The 24488-nt window shown below is 54.1% G+C and carries 27 protein-coding genes and 1 tRNA gene; 25 read left to right on the top strand and 3 right to left on the bottom strand.

Annotation, left to right across the window (positions count from 1 at the left end; translation table 11 throughout):
• The first annotated feature begins 245 nt into the window (after window positions 1-245).
• From ACIHKT_RS03970 to murF, 4 genes are all read left to right on the top strand, one after another.
• Window positions 246-1310, top strand: a complete 1065-nt coding sequence (locus ACIHKT_RS03970) for a glycosyltransferase family 2 protein (RefSeq protein ID WP_404352803.1) — start codon at window positions 246-248, stop codon at window positions 1308-1310.
• Window positions 1311-1318: 8 nt separating this feature from the next.
• A complete protein-coding gene (locus tag ACIHKT_RS03965; RefSeq protein ID WP_404352801.1) occupies window positions 1319-2530 on the top strand; it encodes a glycosyltransferase in 1212 nt (403 codons plus the stop codon).
• A gap of 26 nt (window positions 2531-2556) precedes the next feature.
• Entirely contained in the window at window positions 2557-4029 is a 1473-nt protein-coding gene (locus ACIHKT_RS03960; protein WP_086035643.1) for a UDP-N-acetylmuramoyl-L-alanyl-D-glutamate--2,6-diaminopimelate ligase, read from the top strand.
• 100 nt (window positions 4030-4129) lie between these two features.
• Window positions 4130-5497 (top strand): UDP-N-acetylmuramoyl-tripeptide--D-alanyl-D-alanine ligase, encoded by a 1368-nt coding sequence (gene murF / locus ACIHKT_RS03955; RefSeq protein ID WP_086035642.1) that lies wholly within the window; start codon window positions 4130-4132, stop codon window positions 5495-5497.
• Between the two features lie 75 nt (window positions 5498-5572).
• Here murF and ACIHKT_RS03950 read toward each other — a convergent pair whose 3' ends face one another.
• The 3 genes from ACIHKT_RS03950 to ACIHKT_RS03940 all read right to left on the bottom strand — a co-directional run bounded on the left by ACIHKT_RS03950 (window position 5573) and on the right by ACIHKT_RS03940 (window position 8052).
• On the bottom strand, window positions 5573-6826 hold the full coding sequence (locus ACIHKT_RS03950; RefSeq protein ID WP_086035641.1) for a glycosyltransferase: 1254 nt from the start codon (window positions 6824-6826) through the stop codon (window positions 5573-5575).
• A gap of 208 nt (window positions 6827-7034) precedes the next feature.
• A complete protein-coding gene (locus ACIHKT_RS03945; protein ID WP_174193223.1) occupies window positions 7035-7580 on the bottom strand; it encodes an NADH peroxidase in 546 nt (181 codons plus the stop codon).
• A gap of 58 nt (window positions 7581-7638) precedes the next feature.
• Complete coding sequence (locus tag ACIHKT_RS03940; RefSeq protein WP_086035639.1) at window positions 7639-8052, bottom strand: transcriptional repressor; 414 nt, start codon at window positions 8050-8052, stop codon at window positions 7639-7641.
• A gap of 506 nt (window positions 8053-8558) precedes the next feature.
• Here ACIHKT_RS03940 and ACIHKT_RS03935 point away from each other — a divergent pair.
• From ACIHKT_RS03935 to ACIHKT_RS03835, 21 genes are all read left to right on the top strand, one after another.
• Window positions 8559-8634, top strand: a tRNA-Ala gene (locus ACIHKT_RS03935).
• A gap of 318 nt (window positions 8635-8952) precedes the next feature.
• Window positions 8953-9795 (top strand): LPD28 domain-containing protein, encoded by an 843-nt coding sequence (locus ACIHKT_RS03930; protein ID WP_086035638.1) that lies wholly within the window; start codon window positions 8953-8955, stop codon window positions 9793-9795.
• Window position 9796: 1 nt separating this feature from the next.
• Window positions 9797-10528: a DUF4314 domain-containing protein gene (locus tag ACIHKT_RS03925; RefSeq protein WP_174193227.1), complete on the top strand. Its 732-nt coding sequence runs from the start codon at window positions 9797-9799 to the stop codon at window positions 10526-10528.
• The gene (locus ACIHKT_RS03920) at window positions 10515-11744 is read left to right on the top strand and encodes an antirestriction protein ArdA (protein ID WP_404352797.1); all 1230 of its coding nucleotides are present in this window, start codon (window positions 10515-10517) and stop codon (window positions 11742-11744) included. Before ACIHKT_RS03925 ends, ACIHKT_RS03920 begins: the two co-directional genes overlap by 14 nt.
• 195 nt (window positions 11745-11939) lie before the next feature.
• The gene (locus ACIHKT_RS03915) at window positions 11940-12146 is read left to right on the top strand and encodes a hypothetical protein (protein ID WP_086035635.1); all 207 of its coding nucleotides are present in this window, start codon (window positions 11940-11942) and stop codon (window positions 12144-12146) included.
• Window positions 12143-13087: a DNA adenine methylase gene (locus tag ACIHKT_RS03910; protein ID WP_174403175.1), complete on the top strand. Its 945-nt coding sequence runs from the start codon at window positions 12143-12145 to the stop codon at window positions 13085-13087. The genes ACIHKT_RS03915 and ACIHKT_RS03910 overlap by 4 nt, the downstream gene beginning before the upstream one ends.
• A 135-nt stretch (window positions 13088-13222) precedes the next feature.
• Entirely contained in the window at window positions 13223-13669 is a 447-nt protein-coding gene (locus ACIHKT_RS03905; RefSeq protein WP_174403174.1) for an AbrB/MazE/SpoVT family DNA-binding domain-containing protein, read from the top strand.
• Window positions 13662-13952: an AbrB family transcriptional regulator gene (locus tag ACIHKT_RS03900; RefSeq protein WP_086035632.1), complete on the top strand. Its 291-nt coding sequence runs from the start codon at window positions 13662-13664 to the stop codon at window positions 13950-13952. The genes ACIHKT_RS03905 and ACIHKT_RS03900 overlap by 8 nt, the downstream gene beginning before the upstream one ends.
• Window positions 13945-14541 carry a hypothetical protein gene (locus ACIHKT_RS03895; protein WP_174403173.1) on the top strand — a complete coding sequence of 199 codons (597 nt, stop codon included), beginning with the start codon at window positions 13945-13947 and terminating at the stop codon, window positions 14539-14541. The genes ACIHKT_RS03900 and ACIHKT_RS03895 overlap by 8 nt, the downstream gene beginning before the upstream one ends.
• Before the next feature lie 28 nt (window positions 14542-14569).
• Window positions 14570-15169, top strand: coding sequence for a YodL domain-containing protein (locus tag ACIHKT_RS03890; RefSeq protein ID WP_086035630.1), 600 nt, complete (start codon window positions 14570-14572; stop codon window positions 15167-15169).
• A gap of 40 nt (window positions 15170-15209) precedes the next feature.
• Window positions 15210-15779: a hypothetical protein gene (locus tag ACIHKT_RS03885; protein WP_174403172.1), complete on the top strand. Its 570-nt coding sequence runs from the start codon at window positions 15210-15212 to the stop codon at window positions 15777-15779.
• 48 nt (window positions 15780-15827) lie between these two features.
• Window positions 15828-16418, top strand: coding sequence for a hypothetical protein (locus tag ACIHKT_RS03880; protein ID WP_174403171.1), 591 nt, complete (start codon window positions 15828-15830; stop codon window positions 16416-16418).
• 76 nt (window positions 16419-16494) lie between these two features.
• Window positions 16495-18366, top strand: a complete 1872-nt coding sequence (locus ACIHKT_RS03875; protein WP_174403170.1) for a DUF5057 domain-containing protein — start codon at window positions 16495-16497, stop codon at window positions 18364-18366.
• Between the two features lie 74 nt (window positions 18367-18440).
• Window positions 18441-18827, top strand: a complete 387-nt coding sequence (locus ACIHKT_RS03870) for a SpoVG family protein (RefSeq protein WP_086035626.1) — start codon at window positions 18441-18443, stop codon at window positions 18825-18827.
• 51 nt (window positions 18828-18878) lie between these two features.
• Complete coding sequence (locus ACIHKT_RS03865; protein ID WP_086035625.1) at window positions 18879-19109, top strand: DUF6133 family protein; 231 nt, start codon at window positions 18879-18881, stop codon at window positions 19107-19109.
• A 5-nt stretch (window positions 19110-19114) separates the two neighbouring features.
• Window positions 19115-19531 (top strand): prepilin peptidase, encoded by a 417-nt coding sequence (locus ACIHKT_RS03860; protein WP_086035624.1) that lies wholly within the window; start codon window positions 19115-19117, stop codon window positions 19529-19531.
• A 19-nt stretch (window positions 19532-19550) separates the two neighbouring features.
• A complete protein-coding gene (gene cpaB, locus ACIHKT_RS03855; protein WP_086035623.1) occupies window positions 19551-20396 on the top strand; it encodes a Flp pilus assembly protein CpaB in 846 nt (281 codons plus the stop codon).
• Window positions 20396-21211, top strand: coding sequence for an AAA family ATPase (locus tag ACIHKT_RS03850; RefSeq protein WP_086035622.1), 816 nt, complete (start codon window positions 20396-20398; stop codon window positions 21209-21211). Before cpaB ends, ACIHKT_RS03850 begins: the two co-directional genes overlap by 1 nt.
• 11 nt (window positions 21212-21222) lie before the next feature.
• Window positions 21223-22581, top strand: a complete 1359-nt coding sequence (locus tag ACIHKT_RS03845) for a CpaF/VirB11 family protein (RefSeq protein WP_086036840.1) — start codon at window positions 21223-21225, stop codon at window positions 22579-22581.
• On the top strand, window positions 22578-23507 hold the full coding sequence (locus ACIHKT_RS03840; protein WP_404352791.1) for a type II secretion system F family protein: 930 nt from the start codon (window positions 22578-22580) through the stop codon (window positions 23505-23507). Before ACIHKT_RS03845 ends, ACIHKT_RS03840 begins: the two co-directional genes overlap by 4 nt.
• Window positions 23508-23512: 5 nt before the next feature.
• Window positions 23513-24385: a secretion protein F gene (locus tag ACIHKT_RS03835; protein ID WP_086035620.1), complete on the top strand. Its 873-nt coding sequence runs from the start codon at window positions 23513-23515 to the stop codon at window positions 24383-24385.
• The last annotated feature ends 103 nt before the right edge of the window (window positions 24386-24488 follow it).

Raw genomic sequence — 24488 nt, 5'->3', positions numbered from 1 at the left:
CTTTTTGTCTTATTGTAAACACTCCACGCGAAAAAAGCAACGCCGGCATGACATTTCCTGTTTCATTTTTATATAGGCAACGCATTGCATGCTTTCCCTTCAAATCCCGCGGCAGCAACTTTTCATTGTATTAGCGGCAGCAGAATGCTATAATGAAAATGAATGCATTATCCTTTTTCTCGTGCAGACAGCCTGTATTTTTGCCGGAAGTAAGGTATACGAATAAAATAAAGGAGCCTGCTGATTTGAAACTGTCTATTATTGTTCCCGTGTATAATACCCAGCAGTATTTAAAGAACTGTGTGGAAAGCATTCTTTCACAGCCTTTCAAAGACTATGAACTGCTGCTGGTCAATGACGCTTCTTCCGACCATTCCCTGGAAGCTGCACACGCTTTGGAACGTCAGGATTCGCATATCACGGTGTACGACAAGCCTCATGGTGGATTGGGGGACACCCGCAACTTTGGTGCACAGCGTGCACAGGGCGAGTACCTCCTTTTTATTGATTCAGACGACTGGATTGGTGAGGATACTCTCTTTAAAGTAATGGAGCCAACGCTGAAAGCGCAGGCAGACCTAACCGTTTTTAACTTTATACGGGAAAACGAAACAGACAGCATCAGTCGGCTATGCACTCTGCCGATTCATACACCAACCGATGATGCTGCAATCAACGAAATTGTCCTAAAAGAACAAATCGGTCCGGATGCCGGCAGCACCCCGTGGCGCAGTGTGGATATGCTGGGCTGCGCGTGGCGCCGCCTGTACCGCCGAGAATGGTTCCTGCAGCATCATTTGTCTTATCCAGACGAACAAAAAGTCATGCTGGAGGACCGGCCGGTCAGCATTATGGCCCACTTCTACTCGAAGAAAACTCTGTTTTTAGATGTTCCGCTTTACCACTACCGCTACAATCCGGATTCATTGAGCACCCGCTACCGGCCGGAAAAAATGCAGAAGCTTTCCTGTTGTTTCCAGCTGGTGGAATCCTTTCTAAAGGATAAAAACATCAACGGAAAGCTGCGGGACCGCCACATGGCGTGGTATCTGCGGAATGCAGCGCACAGTGCCCTCGTCAATGTTTTCAGCACCGGAAATAAACGGGATAAACGTGGAAAAAAGGCAGAAATTCAGAACATTCTGACAGACCCGCTGCTGAAACGTGCAGCAAAAAGCAGGTATCTGTGCAAAGGAACGGCTGCTGACCGTGTTATCTATCGCGTGATTAGTTCCGGCTCTGTTGGGCTGGTTTACACATTCTACCGCTGGTATGCAGACAAACTGCGCCAGCATACAGAAAAGCAATAGGAGAAATTATGCCGAAGAAGAAAATCCTTTTTATCAATTACTCCCTGCACAGTGGCGGGATTGAAAAAAGTCTGGTCACCCTGCTGACGCTGTTCGACTATGATCAGTATGATGTGGACCTGCAGCTGTTTGCCAATGATGGTCTGTTCCTGCCGCGGGTCCCCAAACAAGTTCATTTGCTACCGCCGCTTTTTCCAAAAGAATATCGTCTGAATATCCGGCAGGCGCTGCCGGCTCTGCTAAAAAACGGCCATCCGCTGACTGCCCTTTGCCGGGCGGGTGTCACATGTGCCGGCCTGCACGGCACCATGGGAGAACGGCTGGTGAAAATGTGGCGCTGCGAACGATGCTTTGTCCGTAAAAATCCTGTACAGTATGATGCAACTGTTGCCTATATGGAAGGCCAGCCTATCTATTATTGTATCGATGATGTGCATGCGAGACGCAAAATTGGCTTTGTGCATGGCGATTATACCGCAATGGGCCTGGACCGTGCATTTGACACCCCCTATTTTGCAAAGCTGGATGCTATCTGTACCGTTTCGGAGTCATGCAAAACAGCCTTGCAGACGAACTTTCCGCAGGACGCGCAGAAATGTCATGTGCAGTATAATTTACTTTCCTCTTCCCTGCTACGCCAAATGGCGGAGGAACCGGCAGCTTTTCCGGATAGCGGGTACACTGGCCTGCGTGTTTTGTCAATTGCGCGCCTTTCCCAACAGAAGGGGCTGGACCTTGCACTTCCGGCGGTTGCGGCCCTGCGCCGGAAAGGACTCGATTTTCGTTGGTATATTATTGGGGTTGGCCCGGAAAAAGAGTCTCTTCTCGCGCAGATACAAAAGCTTGGCCTTCAGAAAGACGTCGTCTTTCTGGGGGAACAGGCAAACCCCTACCCCTTCGTTCGGGCATGCGATATTTATATGCAGCCCTCCCGCTTTGAGGGGAAAAGCATTGCCGTTGATGAGGCCATGGCACTTTCCCGGCCAATTCTGCTGACGGATTTTTCCACTGCAAAAGACCAAATTGCGGACGGAAAGACTGGATTGATTGTACCTATGTCGCCGGAAGGAATTTCTAATGGGCTGGAACACCTTTTGACGAACGCTTCTCTGCGGCAATCCTTTTCCGCGGAACTTGCCGCACATGACTATTCCAATATGGAGGAAATCAGAAAGTTCTATGCCATTCTCAATGGTTCCCGTACCGCAGAACCAAACTGAAATGAAACATAATGAGGTGTACAGAAATGACAATCAAAGAACTGCTGGAAGATATGCCATGTAAAGTGACTGGACCGGTCGATACACCGGTAACCGGCATTGTTTATGACTCCCGCATGGTGAAGCCGGGCTGTGTGTTTGTCTGTCTGGTGGGCAGTAAGACGGACAGTCACGTTTATGCTGCACAGGCAGCGGAGGGCGGCGCGGCCGCCGTTGTAACACAGCATGATATTGCACCGGTTTCCTGCACGGAAATTCGTGTGGAAGATACGCGTAAGGCACTGGCACTGCTTTCGGCAGCATGGTTCGGTCATCCCGCGGAAAAGCTGAAGGTTATTGGTGTCACGGGCACCAAAGGGAAAACAACTTCTACCTATATGATTCATTCCATTTTGGAAGCCGCAGGCATTACGACCGGCATTATCGGAACGATTGGTACAGTCATCGGCAGCCAGCTGATTAAAACCAATAACACAACGCCGGAATCATACGACATACAGAAATTTATGCGCATGATGGTAGACGCTGGCTGCCGTGCCTGTGTGCTGGAAGCCAGTTCGATAGGCTTGCGTGACCACCGTGTGGACGGTTTCACCTTTGATATTGGGCTGTTTACCAACTTTAGCGAGGACCATATCGGCGGGCTGGAGCACAAGGACATGGCGGAATATATGGCCTGCAAAGCAATGCTGTTCCAGAAATGCCGTCTAGGTGTCATCAATATCGATGACGAAAACTGGAAAGGCATTACCGCAGGACATACCTGTGAACTGACAAGCTATGGCTTTGGTTCGGAAGCCAAGCTGCATGCTGAAAGTCCGGAACTGGTGTCACAGCCCGGTTACCTCGGCATTGCCTTTGACCTGTGCGGCAGTATGCAGGGGCGTGTACGCATTGATATTTCCGGTAAATTTAACGTTTATAACGCACTCGGTGCTGTAGCTGTCTGTCAGCAGTTCGGTGTTGCATTGGACAACGTGCGCAAAGGGCTGGACACTGTGAAGGTAAAGGGACGCGTGGAGCCGGTGGAAGTTCCCGGCGGCTACACCCTGCTGATTGACTACGCACATAACGCCGTCAGCATGGAAAACATTCTGACAACACTGCGGGAATATCACCCGAATCGCCTTATCTGTATGTTTGGTGCCGGCGGCAACCGCCCGAAACTCCGCCGCTACGAAATGGGTGAAGTCAGCGGTAAGTTGGCCGACCTCTCCGTGATTACCGCGGACAATTCCCGGTATGAAGATGTGATGGATATTCTGGCCGATATTGAAGTGGGCCTGAAAAAGACAACCGGCAAGTATATTGTCGTTCCGGACCGCAAACAGGCTATCAAGTACTGCATAGACAACGCCCAGAAAGGCGACGTTGTTGTCCTGGCGGGCAAGGGTCACGAAGATTACCAGGAAATCAAGGGAGTTAAATATCCCTTTGATGAACGGGATGTAATTCATGATATTCTGCAGGAGGAAGGAAAACTTCCGGCAGAATACTAAAAAGCATAAACATGGTGCAGCGTTTTGGGCTGCGCCATTTTGCTGTTAAAACATTTTTGAAATTCCTGCTTTTGCGGGAAAAAGATAAGGATTTTGCAATATGAAAATAACAGTCAGAGAAGCAGCAGAAATGAGCAGCGGACGGCTGCTCTGCGGAAATGCGGACAGTTGGATTACTTCCATTGTAACCGACAGCCGGGAGGCGTGCCCCGGTTCCTTGTTTGTGCCCATTCGGGGCGAAAAAACAGATGCACATATTTATATTCCAGCTGTTTTTGCCGCGGGTGCAGCGGCGTCCTTTACGCAGGAAGAAACAGCTGTTCCGCCGGACAGCAGCGCACTCATAGCTGTGCCGGATACAACAGCTGCCCTACAGCGTTTGGCGGCCGCCTACCGCCGCCGGTATACCGGCCCAGTTGTCGGCATAACCGGCAGTGTCGGCAAAACGACGACTAAGGAAATGGTGGCCCTGGCGCTTTCCGCCCGCTATCACGTAATGAAAACACAGGGAAACCAGAACAGCCAAGTTGGTGTGCCGCTAACCATGTTCCAGCTGAACGCAGACACGGAAACAGCAGTTGTGGAAATGGGAATGAGTCAGTTCGGTGAAATGGCCCGCCTTGCCAGGATTGCGGCACCGCAGTTTGCGGTTATGACGAACATCGGTATCTCTCATATAGAAAATCTGCATACACAGGAAAACATCATGCGGGAAAAGCTGCACATCACGGACGGCTTTACACCGCAGTCCGTACTGGTACTGAACGGTGATGATAAAATGCTCGCTACCCTGCGCGGGAAGCTGCCGTTCCATACAGAATTTGTGGGTACATCACCGTGGTGCAGCTATCGGGCCGTGCAGGTGGAAAGCCAGAACGGCTGTATGCACTTTTCCATGCAGCACGATGGGAAAAGCCTGCCGGTTACCATTCCAGTACTCGGTATGCATCAGGTGACCAATGCGCTTGCTGCATTGGCAATAGCCGACATTCTGCACGTTTCTCTGCCGGATGCAGCGGCTGAACTTGCCAAGTATCAGCCGCTGGCCATGCGCCAGCAAATACATGAGGCAGGCGGCATGACCGTCATTGATGACTCCTACAACGCCAGTCCGGACGCTATGCGCGGTGCTCTGGATGTTCTGTGCAGTTTTCCACACCGGCGTGTCGCTGTACTGGCGGATATGCTGGAGCTTGGGGACGCTTCCTGCCGTGCCCATCAGGACTGTGGGAGACACGCGGCACAGGCCGGCGTGGACGTACTGGTTACAATCGGCAAAGAAGCCGCGGCAATTGCAGAAGGCGCACATGAGGTTAATTCCAGCCTTCCCTGCACTGTTTGCAGCAGCAATCAAGAAGCAGGGGCTTATTTGCGCAAATTGCTGAAGCCAGGCGATACCATTCTGGTAAAGGGTTCCCGCGGCATGCACGTAGATGAAATCGTTTCAGGCATTCTTGCTTTCGCCTGACTGCGTAAAAATAAAGAAGTGACTGTACGGCCCCTAAAAACAGGGCGTACAGTCACTTTTTTATTCCCGATTTTATTAAAAAGGCAAAATATTTTCCGCAAATGCCGCAAAATTTTTATCTGCCTGAAAAGATTGTTCCCAAACTGCGCGGCAGGCTTTGCGCTGAGCAGCCATTTTTTCGGCAGACTGAGAAGCCGCATCCCGAATTGCCTTTGCCAATGCTTCCGGTGTTAAATCAGCGGGCAGCAGCTGCCCGGTCTCCCCTGTGCGTATCAACTCACTGGTGCCGCCTACATCTGTTGCTATGGATGGAATGCCAAAAGAGGAAGCCTCCATAATCGAAACCGGCAAGCCTTCACTGCTGCTGGTATTGACAAACAAGCTGACCGGGGTGGACTGATAAAAAGACATCAACTGCTGGTTTGGAAGTGCACCGCGCAGGTCCGTTTCCATAAAAGCAAGGTGTTCCTTTGCGAAGTTGCGCAATTCTTTCAGTGTATCGCCGTCACCAATATGCGTCCACTTTAGTTTCAGTCCGCTTCCCTGTAGCAAAGAAAGTGCCTGTGCCAACAATTCCACACGTTTTACCGGAGAAATGTGGCAGCAGCTAACAATGTGGAAACAGTCTTCCCGTGGCACTGGACCTAATCCATAGTCACGTGTACCCAAATATGCGGTGTGCACCTTTCCCTTTCCCGCAGGCCAGTGCTGTAGAATATAGCGGGTTCCATTTTCGCTGCAGGGATAAACCGCATCCAAATTTTTCAACAGATAAGGACGCAGCGGCAGAAAACCACTGGGCTGCCGTTCCTGATAAAGGTCATATCCGTGTGCCCGGCACACCGCTTTGCTTGTTTGTGCAGGGCAGTATTTTTTCAGCTGATTGGCAACAACCGCGACATCATAAAACCAATACGCATAAAATGTGATACCATCATACGCTTTCATGCGGTGCGCCAGCAGAATGCGGCGGCAGATACTAAACAGCACTTCACTCTTTGCAATAAAGTAATAAAAAAATGCCCACGATTTCAGTTTTGCATGTGCCTGCTTTAGTTCGTCCCGCTCTATAAATCCATGCATACTGGGAGAAAACAGCAGACGGGCCGCCGCGCCCGGCAGATACCGCTTTACTTGACTGGCCGGGATATGGTAAACCGTTACATTCTGCGGCACCTGCCGCGTCTGTACAGCGTTGTCTGCTGTACTGGTTGCAATCAAAAAAACATGCTCAAACTTTTCTGCCAGAACCGGCAGCTCATTTTCTATAAATTCTTCTCCTTTATCAAATGGAAAAGTCTTTGTCAGCATGACTAAGCAGTCCCTCATCTGTTGTCCTCCTGTACGCACAAACGCAGTTCGTCGTGCATTTTTGTTTCAAATTCATACAACAGAATAGCATATTTTTCATAGATATACAAGCCTGCACGCTTTTAGGCGACGTCAAATTGGTACTTTTGTGGCTGCACACAAAAAGCAGCTCCAGCTGTTTTGCGGCTGGAGCTGCTTTTATGAAGATTTACAGAAAGGGCGTTTTTTATTCCCCAAAATAACGTTTCAGAAGTCCCTTAAAGCCACAACCGTGACGGGCTTCATCCTTCGCCATTTCGTGAACGGTGTCATGGATAGCATCGTAGTTCAATGCCTTTGCTTTCTTGGCAAGCGCCAGCTTTCCGGCGCAGGCACCGGCCTCTGCCTCTACACGCATTTCCAGATTCTTCTTGGTGCTCTTTGTGACTACCTCACCAAGTAGCTCCGCAAACTTGGAAGCATGCTCTGCTTCTTCAAAAGCGTAGCGTTTATAGGCTTCTGCAATTTCCGGATAACCTTCGCGCTCTGCCTGACGGCTCATTGCAAGGTACATGCCAACTTCACTGCACTCGCCGTTAAAGTTGTCCTTGAGGCCCTGATAGACTTCCGGGTCGCAGCCCTGTGCGACACCCACTTCGTGCTCACAGGCAAAGCCAGCTGCAGCAACCTGCTCTTTAAACTTGCTCTTCGGTGCACCACACTGTGGGCACTTCTCCGGCGGCTGGTCACCTTCATAAACATAACCACATACAGAACAAACCCATTTTTTCATAGCAATACCTCCAATAATAAAAATAAATTTAGACTATTTGGTAAGGAATACAGGGCTTTTATGCGCCCTGATTGGTCTTGCATTCAGCAGCACAGGCGGCACACAGTCCCCGAAAAACAATTTGGTGACTTTCCACCTTGGCTCCCAGCATACGGGAAACCTTTGCGCTGTCTTCCGGTCCTAGAAACTCCATATTGATGTCCAAAACAGCGCCGCAGTGTGTACATACAAAGTGCGAATGGGGAGAAACATCTGCATCGTACCGTTCCTGTCCATTGACAACGGCAACTGTAATAATGGTTCCGTTCTTTTTAAAACGGCCAAGATTGCGGTAAACAGTTCCGAGGCTAAGGTCCGGGAAAGACGGTTTCAGTTGTTCATATACCCACTCCGCTGTCGGGTGTGTTTTGGTCGCCTTCAGTGTTTCTAGAATTGCTTCTCTTTTACGGCTGAAATTCTGCTTTTTTTCCATGTGACAATACTCCATCAAATACATATTTTCTGTTAGATATTGTATCATGCAGAACATAGAGTGTAAAGGAGCGGCAGATGAAAACGATAATAATAATTATTCTCTTTCCATGGCTATAGAATAGCACATCCCATGGTATTTGTAAAGCCCTTTTTTGAAAAAAAATAAAATATTTTTTCAATAAGACCAAACATCAGAAAATGCCCGCTCTATACATTTTTTCATTTTGCTCCTGCATCAGTTTGTGGGAAGAGCCTTGTATTTATTATGCACTGTTCTTTTTCAAAAAACGGCTTTCAAATTTTAAAAAATTTGAAAAAACAGCTTGTATTTTCTATATATATGTGTTATTATGTATAAGCTGTTTCAAGAAAGTACAGCTATGATATGGGGTATTAGCTCAGCTGGGAGCGCAGGGCATCCGGTAAGCAACACCTCAGAGTCAGGAACAAGCGAAAAATCGAATAGCCCGGAAAGCCGCATCAGTAAAGGGCTTTCCAATATTTGGGGGTATAGCTCAGCTGGGAGAGCGCCTGCATGGCATGCAGGAGGTCAGCGGTTCGATCCCGCTTATCTCCACCAAAAACAATAAGCCACAAGGCCAAAACCTTGTGGCTTGCGTTTTATCTTACAGCGACTGGGCACTTGATAAATATCAGGGGAATGCGGAGATCAGTCATCGCATGATGGGTACTCCCTGATATCCTCATTTTCATAGAGCAATCCCATTACCAAAAGCGAGGAAAGAGCTATGTTTTCCAATTGGAGGACATAGCTCTTTTTTTATATCCAAACGCGAAAATCCTAATAATCGCGGGCGTTATAAAAATGGAGTAGCTATTCCGTTCTCTTCGTGGTATCTTGTGTGCTTGACAAATCAAAAAAAGGAGATGAATATTGGTGAGCGTAAACGCCAGAGAAGAAGAATATGAGCATGTGGAGCTGTTCGGCCGGCCCGCGCTTTTTACGAATTCCCGCATTGACCGCGGCACCGTGCCGGAAGGCTTTCACTGCTATGACCTGCACGGCTCGGACCGTGACCCCGGAAAACCGACGACGGTGGAAAATCGGGTGGCCGTCCATCACGCCGGTACGGTGCTGACAGCCGAGCCAATCACCATTCCCAGGGAGGGCTTTCGCCGATTGCGCGGCGGCCTCAACTTTCTCGGTGAATGTCTGACGCTCCCGGAATTCTGTGAAAAGCAAAATCTCAGGCTCCCACCCGACGACCGGAAGTTTATTCTGCGGCCTGCCTCTCCCAGTGAGGCGGGCTTTTTTTTCGCCCTGCCGAAAGGACGGGACGCGGAGCTTGGAACCATTGGCCATATGCGGATCGATTTCGGCGGTGAAGGAAAGGAGTTCTGGCACACATGGTGGCCGAGGGGCGACGAGGAATTGAACAGCCCCGAATTCAAAGCGGAGATGAAAGAGCTGGTGAATGAACTGAAGGAAACCGGTCCGCTGAAAAGTCTCAGCACCATGTCCGGCTACTGCGGCGGGCATGGCGGCCAGATCGAGGGCGGCGGGCGGCAGAACTATGGCTACATCGTGGAAACGGAGCATTACCGCTACTGCCTGCGGTGCAATCCCGGTCCCGGAGATTATCAGGCGTACCTGACAGCTTTCGATCTGCGGGTACAGAGGGTGAATATGAAACAGAAAACGCCCGCGCAGGATTGCGGCCTTGAAGATAGAATCGGGGATCAGACGCCCGAACAGGGCATCACGATGGGAGGCTTATGAGATGAGACAGCATCCGAAATGGCTGGAGTTTTTACGCGAGCAGTACCCGCCGGGCACACGTATCCGGCTCGCACAGATGAACGATCCCTATTCCCCCGTGCCGCCCGGCACCGAGGGGACGCTCGAGTACATCGACGACGCGGGCCAGTTCCAGATAAATTGGGACAACGGCCGCACCCTCGCGCTCATCCCCAGTGAAGATCACTTTTCCGTCATTCCGCGGCCGCTCCAGACTCTCAAGCTCTACATGCCGCTCACCGTCACCACCTATGAGCGCGACGAATACGGCGACATGGACAACGATCCCGTCGAGCTTGACAGCCGGACGGTCCTTCCCTATGAGGATCATATCCTCGCCGCCATTCTGAAGGAGCGCGCGCCGGAGGAAGCGGAGCGCGGCCTCATGAAATACTATGGCGCGGACGACGCTGTAAACGACAAGGTGAGGTCTTATGTTTTCACGGTGGAACGTGTCCAGGGCCAATTGATGGGAGTCGCTGAGTGCCGCATCAAGAGCGAACTGACAGCTGAGGAACTGGAACGGCTAAAGGGGAACATCTCCGGCCAGGCGTCCGATGGGTTTGGGGAAGGATTTGAGCAGCGGCCGATCAAGACCCCGGACGGTGAGATTTACGTCAGCCTGTGGAGCAGCGAGAAAGGCTGGAACATCATGACGCAGGATGAGCTGGAGCAGAGCCAGCAGATGGGAGGCATGCGGCTTGATCAACAATAAAAGAATCATGGAGCTGGAGATCAGCCGTCCCGGTACGTTCGGCTCGAATACTTCGTCGACAATTGCGTTGCCCGCCACCCCCTATGAGCTGTTGGATGCACTGGACAGGGCGCGCGTGACCGACGAACGGGTTATCTACTCCACGGAAATCCTGCGCTGCGAGCTGGACTACCTGCCCCAATTTCTCAGCCCCAGCTCCAACCTGTATGAAATGAACCATCTCTCCCAGCGGCTGGCCTCACTCAGCGATTGGGAGCTGGACTGCTTCGAGGGGATGGTGATGATGGATGCTATCCAGAACAGCTATGCTTTGATCCCTGTGGAGCGGCTGATCAACATGACCGCCAGTATGGAGCACTGTCAGATCGCCTACGAAGCACACAACGACGAATCCCTCGGCAAATTTTATGCGGAAAACGGCTTCGTGCCGCAACTGGACAGCCTGCCGGACAATATCTACGCATGGCTGGACTTCGGCAAGATCGGAAAAGAGATGCGCGAGGGCGAAGGCGGCGTCTTTACCCCGCACGGCTATGTGGTGCAGAACGGTATGATCGCGCGGCTGTATCAGAGCGGAGAGGCCGTCCCCGCCGAGAAGCCGGACTACACGGTGCTCCTGCGCGTGACCAAAGGGCATTTCAACGATCCCGAATCTGACAACGGTCTCTCCGCACTTCTGAAGCTGCCCGCCGGCGATCAGGAGCTTTTTCAAGCGGTGAAGGAGGTGGACGCGATATCGCCGGAGGACTGCTCGTTTGTCGCCGTGGACTGCGCCATTCCGCAATTGACGGAGAAAATCACAGATGAGCTGGAAGCAACAAATGGCGATTGCTACGGTCTGGTCAATGAGCTGGCAGGACAGCTACGGCATCTTGACCGCGAGGGCGGCGTCCCCATTTGCAAGGCAATGCTGATGTCGGCGCCCAGGGACATCTCTCTGGAGGAAGCGCTCGACCTCGCGTATCAGACTGACGAATTCAGGCTTCTGCGGGAGACCGCGACCCCTGCGGATTACGCGAAAGCGGAGCTTGCGAAATGTACGATCCCGCTGAAAAAAGAACTGTTTGCCAGCGATGCTGCCCTTTGTTACTACGGTGAAAAGCTCATGGAGCACGACAAGGCTTCCTCTACCGAATACGGCATTCTCGTCGCACGGGGCGGTCAGACGGTGGAACAGTGCCTGAACCGACCCGAACCGCAAATGGAAATGAGGTAAATGAATCATACTATTATCCAGAGATGTGCAACCGTAAACAGAATAAACTTTGCGTCGCCTTTTGATTTTAACGAAGATCAAAAGGCACTTTTTTGTTTCAGGAGGAAAAGTGTTGGCAGGACAATCGAATACGGTTAACAAACGGCGCCGCCTTTGCAAAAAGGCAGCGCCGCTTCCGTTATAAGGAGATGAACCATGGATCAGAAAACAAAAGAAAATCCCGGAACAGGATCGGCGGGCCCTCCGAAGCCGGTAACCCTCCCGCTTCCCAAAGAGCTGTCCCGCTGCAAAGGCTGCCCGTACCCCGGAATCGGCTTCATCTGCTGGAACACGGACGGGACCTGCATACGCACGGATGAGGAAGAAATGAACCGCCGCGATGGAAGAAGGCGGCGCAAGTGAACAGCATCATCAGCTGGATCGGCGGGAAGAAAGCCCTGCGCGACCAGATCTACCAGCGGATGCCGATTCAGATAGGACGATATGTCGAGGTGTTCGGCGGGGGCGGCTGGGTGTTGTTCGGACGAAGGCCCGACTCCGCTATGGAGGTGTATAACGACTTCAATGCCAATCTTGTCAACCTTTTTCGCTGCGTCCGCGACCGCCCGTTCGCGCTTCTGAAGGAACTGAACTTTCTGCCCCTTAACGGGCGGGACGAATTCGGCGTCCTCAAAAGGTACCTCGAAAAAGAGGAATTCACCAGCCCTTACCTGAAAGAGGAACTGGAGATCGCCGAGCGTTACCTGGCTCCTCCGGAGTATGAGGAAATCAAGCCGATCCTGCTCGAAAACGCAACGATGAATGACGTCAAGCGGGCCGCGGCCTTTTACAAACTCGTCCGCCTGAGCTACGGCAGCGGCTGCACCAGCTACGGCTGCCAGCCCTTCGATATCCGCAAGACCTTCCATTTGTTGTGGGAAGGCAGCCGGAGGCTCCGCGACACGGTTATAGAGAACAAAGACTTTGAGGCCCTCATCCGGCAGTACGAGCGGGATGACGCCTTCTATTATTGCGACCCGCCGTATTACCAGACGGAAGGTCATTACGCCGTGGCGTTTGGCCTCGAGGACCATTACCGTCTGCGGGACACGCTCGCTTCCTGCAAGGGGAAATGGCTGGTGAGCTATAACGACTGCGCATTCATCCGTGAGCTCTACCATGACTTTCAGATCGAGGCGATCAGCCGCCTGAGCAACCTTGCCCAGCGGTATGACGGCGGCTGCGAATACGCCGAAGTCCTTATCGCCAACTATGACACCAGTGAAAGACTGCGCGAACTGCCGGTGCAGATGAATCTCTTCGGTTCGTCCGACGCCGGCCTTTTTTGCTATGCAAAAGCATAGCAAAAAAATAAATTCAACCGCGCCACATGCGCAAAAACTTCATGCGCTCCCGCCTCTTTTGCATCCATCGTGGCGCGCGATAATCCGCGCATGAAGTTTTATGACCAAACGGCTCAAATCAAGGAGGAAAATGCAATGAGATTACTTGAAACCAGCGCCGCCGTCGACCGGAAAGGGCGCCTCAGAATTCCCGAGGAAGTCTCCATTCAGCTGGAACTTTCCCCCGGCGATGAAATCCGTGCCCTGATCTGCGACGATTCGCACACTCTGCAGGCTCTGTGGCGGGAGTTTGTTTCCCGCCACGGCGTGGAGGATGAACAGGATCCGGCTGACAACGAGGCTTTGGAGGAAGTTGTGCTTCCCGGGGAGATGCTGGCGCAGGCGGGGTTCCGCGCCGGCGACGAGCTTGACGCCGTCTGCGGCGAGCGGAAGATCGTCATTACGGCCTCGGACGAAACGCCCGGCCGTCTCAACCCTCTCGACAGTCTGCCGGACGATCTGCGCAGGCTGTGCGGTGATCTCGGATTCAACCCCGGCACGGTTCGGAATGTGATGCGGGAAGGAGGTTATTTCCGTGAATAAGCCGATTTACAAGATCCTCGACGCCAAGGGGCGCGTGCTGATCCCGCGGGAAGCGCGCTCAGCCGCGGGCATGGACTACGGCGACATTGTCCGTCTGGATGTTCAGAACGGCCGGGTGTCGGTCAAAAAGGTCAACATCGTCGAGGTTGGGGACAAATCTCCGGAGGCGGTGGAAGCATTCGTGCACGCCGCCATCCGGGAGATGCCGGAGGATAGCCAGATCGCCATCGCCGCCCGGCTGCTGGAGCTGATCCAGCAGAGAAAGGAAGGCCGCCATGGATGAGAAATCGGCCTATGGCGGGGAAGACTGCGTCCAAACCGGAACCGGCATGTTCATTGCCGGAACTGTGGTCGTCCTCAAGCCGGAAGCACTGCCACAAGATCAGCGCGGTATCCGTCATCTCCTCTTCTGCGAAGGCGGATGGGGCAGCGGCCCGGACGAGCCCGACGGTTCTTCCGTGCGCGCCGTTTCCCTCGCCAACGGGGAATGTGTTCGCCGGAAACGCAGCGAAATCCTTGGGTTGCTGAAAACCGAGCTGCTTCCCGACCGCGCGCGGCTTCAGCTGTCACAGATCCGGCCCCTGGATTCGGAGGTTCCCAAGGCGCCGCAATTTTTCGGTTACTGCTTCCTGCCGGACGGGCGCTATGCCGCGGGTGTTCCTCTTTCCGATGAGATGGAGGTGCGGGAGTACATCGACACGCAGCGCGGATACCAGCACCGCGTCATGATCTGCGACAGCGAAGACAGCTGTGTGTTCGAGATGACCGCAGGCAAAGTCACTTTCCCCACGCGGGAGGACATCGAGCGTTTTAATAAAGAACAAACGCCGCCGAACGCGCCCGAGTCCGGCGGGATGGAAATGAAACCGTGAGTTTCCGAGAAAGTGAGGCGATCCGGCAATGAAGAATATTGAAATCCGAAACGGCCGCGTCCTGTATTACAGCAATGAAGCGGGCTATGTGGAAAACGGCAGGGCCGTGGTCGACCCCATCTTCCAAAGCGATGAACTCTCGGACTTTCTTGCAAAGGAGAAGCTCGAGACTCTATGGACCAACGGTGTCTACGACCGACTCACCACCGCGAGAGAAACCTCGGCGGCGGGCGCGGAGGTCCCCGCAGCCGGGCGGGCCCATGGTTTCCCCGACCGCCCGCCGCTGAAAAGCTGCCGGATATGGCAGCTGAAGCCGGACGTGGATGTCCGCATGAAATTCGTCGGCTACGACGAGCTGCTGAAGAACTTCGGCGAGCCGGATCCCGGCAATTACCAGATTGCCTACGACGGGCAGGTGGAAACCAACGATCTGGAGGAACTCTACACCAAATTCAACGTCGATCATCCGCCCGGTTACGAGGGGCACAGCCTTTCCATGTCGGACGTGGTGGAGCTGTACGACGAAACGGGCAGCTCCTTCCACTATATCGACCATTTCGGCTTTAAAGAGATCGGATTTGGCCCACCCGGGCAGGAGATGCGCCAGGGACCCGCCCTGAGTCCTTGAAGAGCGCTACAAAATTTCAAACAAAATACGGAGGTGTGGAATGAACCACGAAAACAACGACGGAAAGGAAAAAAATAAAAAGCGCAAAAGGGTGCTGCTGATTATCCTGCTCATCCTTTTGCTTGCGATCATCGGCATCACTTTTTCTTTTTGCCATGCCGGGACACCGAATGATGGCGGCCCGTCCCCATCCAGCCAATCGGCCCCTTCTTCTTCCCTCGACGATAACGGCAACGCCTTACCGGGCGGGTACGTCCCAAAATCCCGGCAGGAGATCCTGTCCGAGCTGCGGAAAAAGGAGGTCGTAGTCACCGACAAGGTGAGCGAGCAGATCGCTTTTTCAAGCGGCGTCAAGGGAACAGTCGGCACATGGGCGGTGGAGAACCCGGCATCCAACAAGGTGATTGAGCAGTGCGCTGTCATACTGAACGGACAGACCGTCGCGGAATCGGTGCCGATCTATCCCGGCCAGCATATTGAGCAGATCACCCTCTCCCAGAAAGTAGCCTCCGGTACTTACGACGTCATCGCAAATATCAAATATTACAGCACGGATACCAAGTCACTGCTTGGTCAGGCGGATTACCGCCTCAAGCTCACCGTTTCATAAAGCCGGATTTCCGGCTTACAATCAGATTTATAAGGAGGATTCCCCATAATGAAAAAGGGTATCAAAAAACTGCTTGCGGGCATCGTCACCCTCGCTATGCTTTCCCTCGCGGCGGTTCCGGCGTTTGCCGCGACCACCACAACCGACTCGGGAACCGGCAGCGTCACCGGCTCTGTAACCATCAACGGCTCCATTTCGCCGCTGACGATCAGCGTGACGCACCCCATCAACGTCGCCTACGCCATCAGCCCCGACACCGGCACATTCACTTCGCCGGACATCGGGATCACCAACAACACCAAAACGGCGGTCAACGTCACCGTTCAGTCCCTCACCGCGGCATCCGGCGGTACGCTAACCTTCACCGATGTCGACCCCGCGTCCAAGTCGTGGAATACACTGAACAACGCGGATTCCAAAAAATACATCGCGCTCGGCGTGAAAGCGAAGGACTCCACCGGCTGGAACTCCGGTTACAGCACCGCCACCCATTGGGCGACCACCCCGTCGCCGCTGCTGGTCGGATCGCTGAATCCCGCCACGACCGGGATCCTGACGCTTACGGCGGATTACGGCCTTGCCTTCGACGCAGCCTACACCGCAAACCACAGCCTCGTGTTCCTATTCCAGCTCACATAACCGATAACGGACAGGCGACCGGAGGCACACAGTTTCCGGCCGCTGTCTGTCCCACGGAAAGGAGGTCAAACTCTTCATGCGTTGCTTCAAGCGCCTGTGTTGCGTCCCGCTCCTTGCCTGCTTTCTCCTGTTCACGTCCATTTTGCCCGGCATCACGGCCTCCGCGGCAACCACCCTGACACTTTCTGCAACGCCGAATCCCGCAGCAAATTATGTTGCTTTGAGCTGGACAAACAGCGACAAAAGCCAGCCGTACAGCTACATGCTGTACAGCAAATCATCCCATGATTCGACGTTCCAAAGTATTCCATCAAAGGCCAGCGTGAAAGTGCTGAACATCTACCCCGACGTGACGCCGACCGTGACCTTTACAACGTGGCAGGGGCAGAACTATACCCTTCCGAAATCCGCATCGCTGAAAATATGGATGGAAACTCCGAACCAATACGACCCCAAAGGCTTCGGCAAAGGCTTGATTTCGGTCGACCCTGTATCCATCACCAGTTTCAACGCAAGCCCAAATTCATACCTGAAAAATTCAGATGGGACTTATAAGTACGATACCCTCTATTTCGGGGCGTGGGACGCTTTTGCCAGCGAGGATCTCTCCGCTGCGGCGGAAACCGTTACCGATGCTTTCATAAAAACCGGCAGAGGGGTTCTTTTCGGACATGATACGATGGTGAATAACGACACCATCTCCATGCCGAATTTTTTTAAGCTGGCCCATTACTGCAATATTCAGACCATCAGCCATTACACGATACTCGGTAATACGCAGATCAAGGTTTTCAAAAAAGGCTTGCTGACCAACTACCCCTGGCAGGTTGGGGACATCGGCACGGTGCTGAACGTGCCGATGTCTCACTCCAACCAGATGGCCTTCGGCGACATCTGGATGACCTACCAGCAGCCTTTTACCTATCCGAACAGCACCCTTGTTACCTCGGGTCTGGGCACCAACAATTTCTATCTCACCAGTTGGAGCAATGCCGCAATGATCCAGACAGGTCACTCCAATGGCGACGCTACCCCCGATGAGCAGCGGGTGACGGCGAACACGCTTTTCTATTTAAGCCAGATCACCACCGATACGAGTTGGTCTGATCACAAGGGGCAGGATCTGGACGCACCGGATGCGCCAGCCATTTCAGGCATCACCCATAATTCCGGGCGAACACAATACACGGTCAGCTACTCCTCGCAGGACAATGCTACTGGTTATCAGTATTATGTGGAAAGCACCGGTGAAAACGATGGTATGAAATACGATTCGCCTACCATCAGTACCAGCATCGAAAGCGGGATGAAGGGTTACTCCATTGCCGTCGACAATAACCCATCCGGGGTTCCTGACGGCTCCATCACCACCACAGCAGGAAGTTACACTTTTGCGCGGCCATCCGGCAGCGGTTTTTATGTTCACATTGCCGCTGCCGACAACGTAGGAAATGTTTCAGCAGTCTCGACCTATCATGTGGACGAGCTCGTTTCCGTCACACATCCGGTCAGCGTCGGCTATGCGATCAACCCCAACAGCGCGGCTCCTTTTACGGCGCCAGATGTCCAAATCGTCAACAATTCCACGATCCCCATTCGGGTTTCCGTTCAAAGCCTGTCCGCATCCACCGGAGGCTCGCTCACGCTGAACGACGTATCGCCCTCCAAGTATGCGGACTGGAGCAAGCTGACAACCGTGCAGACCAGATCGAATATTGCCCTCGGGCTTGGGATCAGGGAAACAGCAGCCGGAAGCGGCACATGGTCGGAGATCGACCGGACAGCCCCGCTCTATGCCTCAGATATCACAGACAAGACTCCTCTCGGTGTCCTGAACCCCAACGGCGCCGCGGGAACACTGGAGTTAACGGCGAAATACGGTCTTGCCTGGGATAAAGCCTACACTTCGGTTCACAGCCTTTCGCTGTTTTTCGATCTTACAGATTGAAAACGGATTTCTTCCACTGACAGCGGAAGGCTGTCTTTTTATACCCAAATTTGAAAACACAGGAGGAACAAGTCATGAGTGAACTGCAGAATGTACCGGCCGCCGCCCCCGAAAGTCCGGCGCAGCCCATGCAGGTGGATGTGAAAATCGGCTCCATCCGGCCGGAGGGCAATGTCAAAGCCTACGCTTCAGTCAACCTGAACGGCTGCTTTGCTATCCGTAATGTCAAGGTGCTCGAAAGCAGCAAGGGGCTGTTCGTGAGCATGCCGAGCTACCGGGCCGGGAACGGCGAGTACCGGGACATCTGCTTCCCGGTCACCAAGAAATTCCGGGAGCAGCTCAACGGCGCGGTGCTGGACGCCTATCACCAGGCGCTGATCCAGGGGCAGAAGGAAGCCCTCAGGCAGCATCTTCCCGAGGCTCCGAAGCAGGAAGCCGGAATGCAGATGGCGGGCGTGTGACGCCCGCCATCTTTTCGCCCCAAAGTATAAACAGAATAACGGAGGTATGTCATGAAAAAGAAAATATCCAGCGCGAAAAAGGAGTTCGCGTGCAAGCTGCTCCGGTTTTATGCCAGAGTATCCTCCCGGAAGGCGGAAGGATTCGTTGACAGCGCCATCAAAATCCTGATTGCCGTCGTCATCGGTGCGCTGCTCCTCGCCGGCCTGTATGCCCTGTTCGGCAATACGATTCTGCCGACCGTGACCCAGCGAATCAAAGATATGTTCAATTATGCCGGGTAAAGGCCATGGTCTGGATACGAACCGCCGCTTTTTTTCTTCTGCTGTCGGCGGCTGCTGCCGGCGATCTCAAAAACAGGGAGATCCCGAGGGGCGACATTCCCGGCATATTCCTGGCCGGGCTCCTCGTCTTTAACCCGATCAGGCTGCTCGGCGCCCTCGCGGGCGCCCCAATTTTTATCCTCGCCCTGATCTGTAAGGACAGGCTGGGTTTCGGAGACGTATGGCTGACAATCGCGGCCGGGTCCGTCGTTGGATTTGAGCATGGGCTGTGGGCACAGATCATCGCCTACAGCTCCATGCTCTTTTTTTACGTTGGCTGTCGGATCTATCGGAAGTACAGGCCGCATGGAAAGGTGCTGAACCAGCCGTACCCCCTTGCGCCTTTTATCTCATTCGGCTTTATCGCGGCCTATTTTCTATGAATATTGGAGGGATTATCTCGTGAGCTTTTTCAAAAACCGCACCGTTCTCGGGGCGCTCTGCATTTTGCTTTCACTCCTCATTTGCTTTGCGGTCACGCCCCTTTTTAACGCCGGGGTTTCGCATAAGACAAGCATTGTGCGCGTCACGAAGGACATCCAGGCCGGGCAGCAGATTACCAAAGACATGGTGCAGACGTTGGAAGTCGGCGGTTACAACCTGCCTTCAAATGTACTGAAAAGCCCGGACAGTGTTGTCGGAAAATACGCCGCCGCAGAGCTCGTTCCCGGCGACTATATCCTCAGCATGAAAGTCACCGGAACTCCTACCGTGTCAAACGCCTATCTGTCGGCCCTGAACGGGAGCAGGCAGGCTATTTCCGTGACGCTTAAAACCCTTGCGGAAGGGGTTTCAGGCAAACTGCTGCCGGGAGATATTGTGTCTGTCCTCGCCCCGGACTACCAGAACCAGGGCAGCACCGTCACTCCGAAGGAACTGCAGTATGTGGAAGTCATCGGCGTGACCACCAGTGAGGGCGCGGATGCCAATGCAAACATCGGCCAGAACGCATCGTCGGGCGGCACAACGACGAATGATGCGAAGAATCTGCCAAGCACCGTCACCCTGCTGGCGACACCGGAGCAGAGCGCCATCCTCGCGGGGCTGGACGCGGACGGGAAACTGCACCTTGCCCTTGTCTACCGGGGCAGCAAGGACAACGCTCAGAAATTCCTGGACGCACAGGACAAGGCCCTGAAAGAGCTGTACCCGGACGCCTCCAGTACGGCGCTGACGGATTCCTCCGGCCCGGCTCAGGAAAGCAGCTCTTCCCAGACCGCCGCTTTCTCCGGCGAGGGGGGACAGTAATGTTCCATTTTCAGACCGGAAGCCTTTTCTCCCGGAGCTCCGGCGCGTCCAAGGCGGATCCCGAGCCGGAGCCTTCCGCACAAATTCTGGCCGTATGGGGAAGCCCCTCCTCCGGAAAAACCACGGTCAGCGTCAAGCTGGCCCAATACCTGACGGATCAGCGCCGCAACGTGCTGCTTCTGCTCTGTGACAGCACGGTTCCCATGCTGCCCTGCATCTGCCCGCCCGCGGACCTTGAGTGCGAGTGCTCCCTTGGGAGTGTCCTTGCCGCTTCGCATATCACCGCAAGCCTGATCCGGCACAACTGCATCACCCATAAGCGCATCAGCCACTTGAGTATTCTCGGAATGCGCAAAGGAGAAAACGTCTTTACCTACCCGCCATATACCTCCGAGCTTGCGGCGGAACTGATCGCCGGTCTGCGGGAGGTCGCGCCCTATGTAATCATCGACTGCGGCAGCGCCATCGCCCATGACATCCTGTCAGCGGTGGCGCTCATGGAGTCCGACGCCGTTCTGCGGCTGGTTGGTTGCGATCTGAAATCCGTCAGCTACCTGTCCTCCCAGCTTCCGCTCCTCAAAGATAACAAATGGGATGCGGAGAAGCAGTATAAGGCGGCAAGCAACATTAAGCCCAATCAGGCCAGCGAAAACATGGAACAGGTTCTCGGAAACGTTGCGTTCAAAATTCCACATTCCGACGAGCTGGAAAGCCAGATGCTCGCCGGAGATCTGTTCCGGGAGTTGTCGCTCAAGGAGAGCCGGGGCTTTCGCAGGGAAATTCAGAAAATCAGCAAGGAGGTGTTCGACGTTTGAAGCCCATTCATATGACAGACAGCCAGAACCTGTTTTTTACACCCGCGGACGAATCCAGAGACTTCGGAGAGGTTCTGCGGGAAGTTCAGGGGTATATCTCCACCCACTACGCCTCTCTGCTTTCGGCGGGGGCGGGCCTTGAATCCAAGGCGCAGCTCAAGCGGTACATCGCGCAGTATGTGCGGGAAAACCGGATCGCCGTCGCCGGCATGGATCAGCCCCGGCTCGTAGAGGCGCTGCACACTGAAATGGCGGAGTTCGGTTTCCTGACCCATTACATTTTCGGCTCCGGCGTTGAAGAAATCGACGTCAACGCCTGGGACGACGTGGAGGTGCAGTACAGCGACGGCAGCATAAAAAAACTCGATGAACGCTTCGATTCCCCGGCGCACGCCGTCAGCGTCATCCGCCGCATGCTCCACATATCGGGCATGGTGCTCGACAATGCCAGCCCGGCCGTGCTGGGGCATTTGAGCAAAAACATCCGCATCGCAACGCTCAAGGATCCTCTGGTGGATGAGGACGTGGCGGTGGCCGCGTCCATCCGGATTGTCAACCCGCAGAACATGGGGCGTGATGATTTTATCCGTCTCGGCACGGCGACGGAGGACATGCTGGATTTTCTCTCCGAGTGCCTGCGTTACGGCGTTTCCATCTGCGTCGCGGGGCCAACCGGATCCGGCAAGACCACACTTGCGGGCTGGCTCTTGACCACTATACCGGACAATAAGCGCATTTTCACCATTGAATCCGGGAGCCGCGAGCTTTCACTGGTGAGAAGGGATGCAAACGGGAAAATCCGCAACAGCGTCATCCACACGCTGACGCGCGACAGCGAGAACGGCCGGCAGCGCATCGACCAGACCGACCTGCTGGATATCGCCCTGCGTTTCAACCCAGACTATGTCGTGGTTGGCGAAATGCGCGGGCCCGAAGCGGACGCGGCGCAGGAGGCCGCCCGCACCGGCATCGCGGTCGTCACCACAATCCACGCCAACTCCTGCCAGGCAACCTATTCCCGTATGGTATCCCTGTGCAAGCGCGCCGTCGATACGCCCGACGCGACCCTCATGGGCTATGTCACGGAGGCGTTCCCGCTGATTGTATTCTGTAAACAGCTCGAAAACCGGCAGCGCCGTGTGATGGAAGTGATGGAGTGCGAAATCCTGCCGGACGGCGCGAGGAATTTCCGCCCCATCTTCCAGTTCGCCATCAATGAAAACCGTATCGAAGACGGCCGGTTCATCATCAGCGGCAGCCACAGCGTGGTACAGGGTATCTCTCCGAGCCTGCAGAGGCAGCTCATTGAAAACGGCATGCCGCAGGACATCCTCAAACGGATCCTGCAGATTGGAGGCGAGGCCGCATGACCGCAATAGAATTGTTTGCCTGCGCCGGCCTGATCGCCGGCGCTTTTATGATCCTGAAGATCTCGCCGCTGGAATTCGCGGACGGGCTGTTCGGCTTTCTGCTGAAACGGCCCCGGAGCATCCGGGATAAGATCAATGAAACCACCAGGCGAAAAAAGCCGTCATTCCTGCACCGTGAAATCAGCGAGGCGCAGGAAATCCTCCGTATGACCGGACGGAGCGAACGCTTCTCCATGGTCTGTGCGGCGTCGCTCCTGTTCTTCGCTTTCGGAGCGTGCGTTGCCATTCTGATGCAGAATGTGTTTCTTGTGCCGGTTCTGGCGGTGGGGCTTGCGTTTCTGCCGTTTCTCTATGTCAGGACAACGGCGGAGCACTTCAAAAAGAACGTCGCTACCGAACTGGAAACGGCGCTCTCCATTGTCACATCGGCCTATTTGCGCAATGAGGATCTGATGACCTCGATAGAGGAAAACCTGCCCTATCTGAACCCGCCGGTGAAGAATGTTTTTGCGGAATTTACCGCGCGGGTCAAGCTCATCGACCCCGACATGGAGGCGGCAATCCGGGAGATGAAGCCCAAAATTCAAAACGAAGTGTTTCAGGAATGGTGCGATGCCGTCGCCGTGTGTCAATACGATCGGAGCCTGAAAAGCACGCTGACGCCGATTGTTACCAAGCTCTCCGACGTCCGCGTGGTCAACGCCGAGCTGGACTACCTGGTGTTTGAACCGCGAAAGGAATTCGTCATCATGGCGCTGTTGGTTGTCGGCAACATCCCGCTCATGTATTTCCTCAACCGGAGCTGGTACGCGGCGCTGATGCACAGCCTCGCGGGCCAGATCGTCCTTGCGGCCTGTGCCGCGGCAATTTTCATCAGCAGTGCCTTCGTGATCAAACTGACAAAGCCCATCCGCTACAGGAGGTGACGTGGATGACGGGTCTGCTGTTTCTTTTTGCAGCCCTGCTTGCGGCGGGGCTGTTTTTCCTTCTATCCGATTTGCTGAAGCTTCCGACGCTGGCCGCGGCCAAGGCTCTGCTGAGCGCCGGGAAGCCCCGGAAAAAAGCCGCCAAAAGCGTGGAGGCTTACCTCATGACGTGTGCCGGCAAGCTGGCAAGGCTTATCCGCATGGACGAATATAAACGCAGCCGGTTGGAGAACACCCTCAAAGCGGCGGGGATTCCCATGACGCCGGAGGTCTACACCGCGTATGCCATTGTGAAAGGCGGAGTGATCGTTGTCCTTGTGATCCCCTGTCTGTTCTTATTTCCGCTGCTGGCTCCGGTGCTGATGCTGCTTGCCGCCCTTGTATATTTCAAAGAAATCCGAAAGGCGGACGAGCAGCTCAAGGCGAAACGCGAGCAGATTGAAAGCGAGCTGCCCCGCTTTGTGGCGACCATTGAGCAATCCCTCAAATCCAGCCGCGACGTGCTGGCGATGCTGGAGCATTACAAGCAGAATGCGGGCGAAGCCTTTGCAAATGAGCTGGGAATCCTGACCGCCGACATGCGCTCCTCCTCCTATGAGGCGGCGCTGACCCGCTTTGAGGCCAGGTTCAATTCGCCTCGTATATCCGATGTGACGCGCGGCCTGATCGGGGTGCTGCGGGGCGACGACGGGGCGGTATACTTCCAGATGCTCGATCACGACTTCAAGGCGCTGGAGCTCCAGCGGCTGCGCGGCGAGGCGCTTAAAATTCCGCCGAAGATCCGCGTCTATTCCTTTGTGATGCTGATGTGTTTCCTGTTCACATGGCTCTCCGTCATGGCGATCTCAATCATGAAATCCCTCGGCACCATGTTTTAGCGGCGAACCGCCGCTGATATGACGCGGGTGCAGACAGCATCCAGCGGAAAACAAGGCGCCCGGGATCCTGAATATATCCATGTATGTGAGGAAGGGAGGTTTA

The sequence above is a fragment of the Caproicibacterium sp. XB2 genome, from assembly GCF_044880635.1.
GTDB lineage: Bacteria > Bacillota > Clostridia > Oscillospirales > Acutalibacteraceae > Caproicibacterium > Caproicibacterium lactatifermentans.
Note: the sequence above shows the minus strand (reverse complement) of the source record. Positions and strands in the feature narration are given on the sequence as shown.

Bases quoted from the DNA above. Each gene is read 5' to 3' on its own strand.
- ACIHKT_RS03840 (WP_404352791.1), top strand. From the start codon at position 22,578: ATGACCGCAATAGAATTGTTTGCCTGCGCCGGCCTGATCGCCGGCGCT.
- ACIHKT_RS03835 (WP_086035620.1), top strand. From the start codon at position 23,513: ATGACGGGTCTGCTGTTTCTTTTTGCAGCCCTGCTTGCGGCGGGGCTG.
- ACIHKT_RS03950 (WP_086035641.1), bottom strand. From the start codon at position 6,826: ATGAGGGACTGCTTAGTCATGCTGACAAAGACTTTTCCATTTGATAAA.
- ACIHKT_RS03850 (WP_086035622.1), top strand. From the start codon at position 20,396: ATGTTCCATTTTCAGACCGGAAGCCTTTTCTCCCGGAGCTCCGGCGCG.
- ACIHKT_RS03890 (WP_086035630.1), top strand. From the start codon at position 14,570: ATGAAGAATATTGAAATCCGAAACGGCCGCGTCCTGTATTACAGCAAT.
- ACIHKT_RS03880 (WP_174403171.1), top strand. From the start codon at position 15,828: ATGAAAAAGGGTATCAAAAAACTGCTTGCGGGCATCGTCACCCTCGCT.
- ACIHKT_RS03915 (WP_086035635.1), top strand. From the start codon at position 11,940: ATGGATCAGAAAACAAAAGAAAATCCCGGAACAGGATCGGCGGGCCCT.
- ACIHKT_RS03860 (WP_086035624.1), top strand. From the start codon at position 19,115: ATGGTCTGGATACGAACCGCCGCTTTTTTTCTTCTGCTGTCGGCGGCT.
- ACIHKT_RS03865 (WP_086035625.1), top strand. From the start codon at position 18,879: ATGAAAAAGAAAATATCCAGCGCGAAAAAGGAGTTCGCGTGCAAGCTG.
- ACIHKT_RS03870 (WP_086035626.1), top strand. From the start codon at position 18,441: ATGAGTGAACTGCAGAATGTACCGGCCGCCGCCCCCGAAAGTCCGGCG.
- murF (WP_086035642.1), top strand. From the start codon at position 4,130: ATGAAAATAACAGTCAGAGAAGCAGCAGAAATGAGCAGCGGACGGCTG.
- ACIHKT_RS03845 (WP_086036840.1), top strand. From the start codon at position 21,223: ATGACAGACAGCCAGAACCTGTTTTTTACACCCGCGGACGAATCCAGA.
- ACIHKT_RS03960 (WP_086035643.1), top strand. From the start codon at position 2,557: ATGACAATCAAAGAACTGCTGGAAGATATGCCATGTAAAGTGACTGGA.
- ACIHKT_RS03905 (WP_174403174.1), top strand. From the start codon at position 13,223: ATGAGATTACTTGAAACCAGCGCCGCCGTCGACCGGAAAGGGCGCCTC.
- ACIHKT_RS03925 (WP_174193227.1), top strand. From the start codon at position 9,797: ATGAGACAGCATCCGAAATGGCTGGAGTTTTTACGCGAGCAGTACCCG.
- ACIHKT_RS03945 (WP_174193223.1), bottom strand. From the start codon at position 7,580: ATGAAAAAATGGGTTTGTTCTGTATGTGGTTATGTTTATGAAGGTGAC.
- ACIHKT_RS03965 (WP_404352801.1), top strand. From the start codon at position 1,319: ATGCCGAAGAAGAAAATCCTTTTTATCAATTACTCCCTGCACAGTGGC.
- ACIHKT_RS03875 (WP_174403170.1), top strand. From the start codon at position 16,495: ATGCGTTGCTTCAAGCGCCTGTGTTGCGTCCCGCTCCTTGCCTGCTTT.
- ACIHKT_RS03895 (WP_174403173.1), top strand. From the start codon at position 13,945: ATGGATGAGAAATCGGCCTATGGCGGGGAAGACTGCGTCCAAACCGGA.
- ACIHKT_RS03885 (WP_174403172.1), top strand. From the start codon at position 15,210: ATGAACCACGAAAACAACGACGGAAAGGAAAAAAATAAAAAGCGCAAA.
- ACIHKT_RS03940 (WP_086035639.1), bottom strand. From the start codon at position 8,052: ATGGAAAAAAAGCAGAATTTCAGCCGTAAAAGAGAAGCAATTCTAGAA.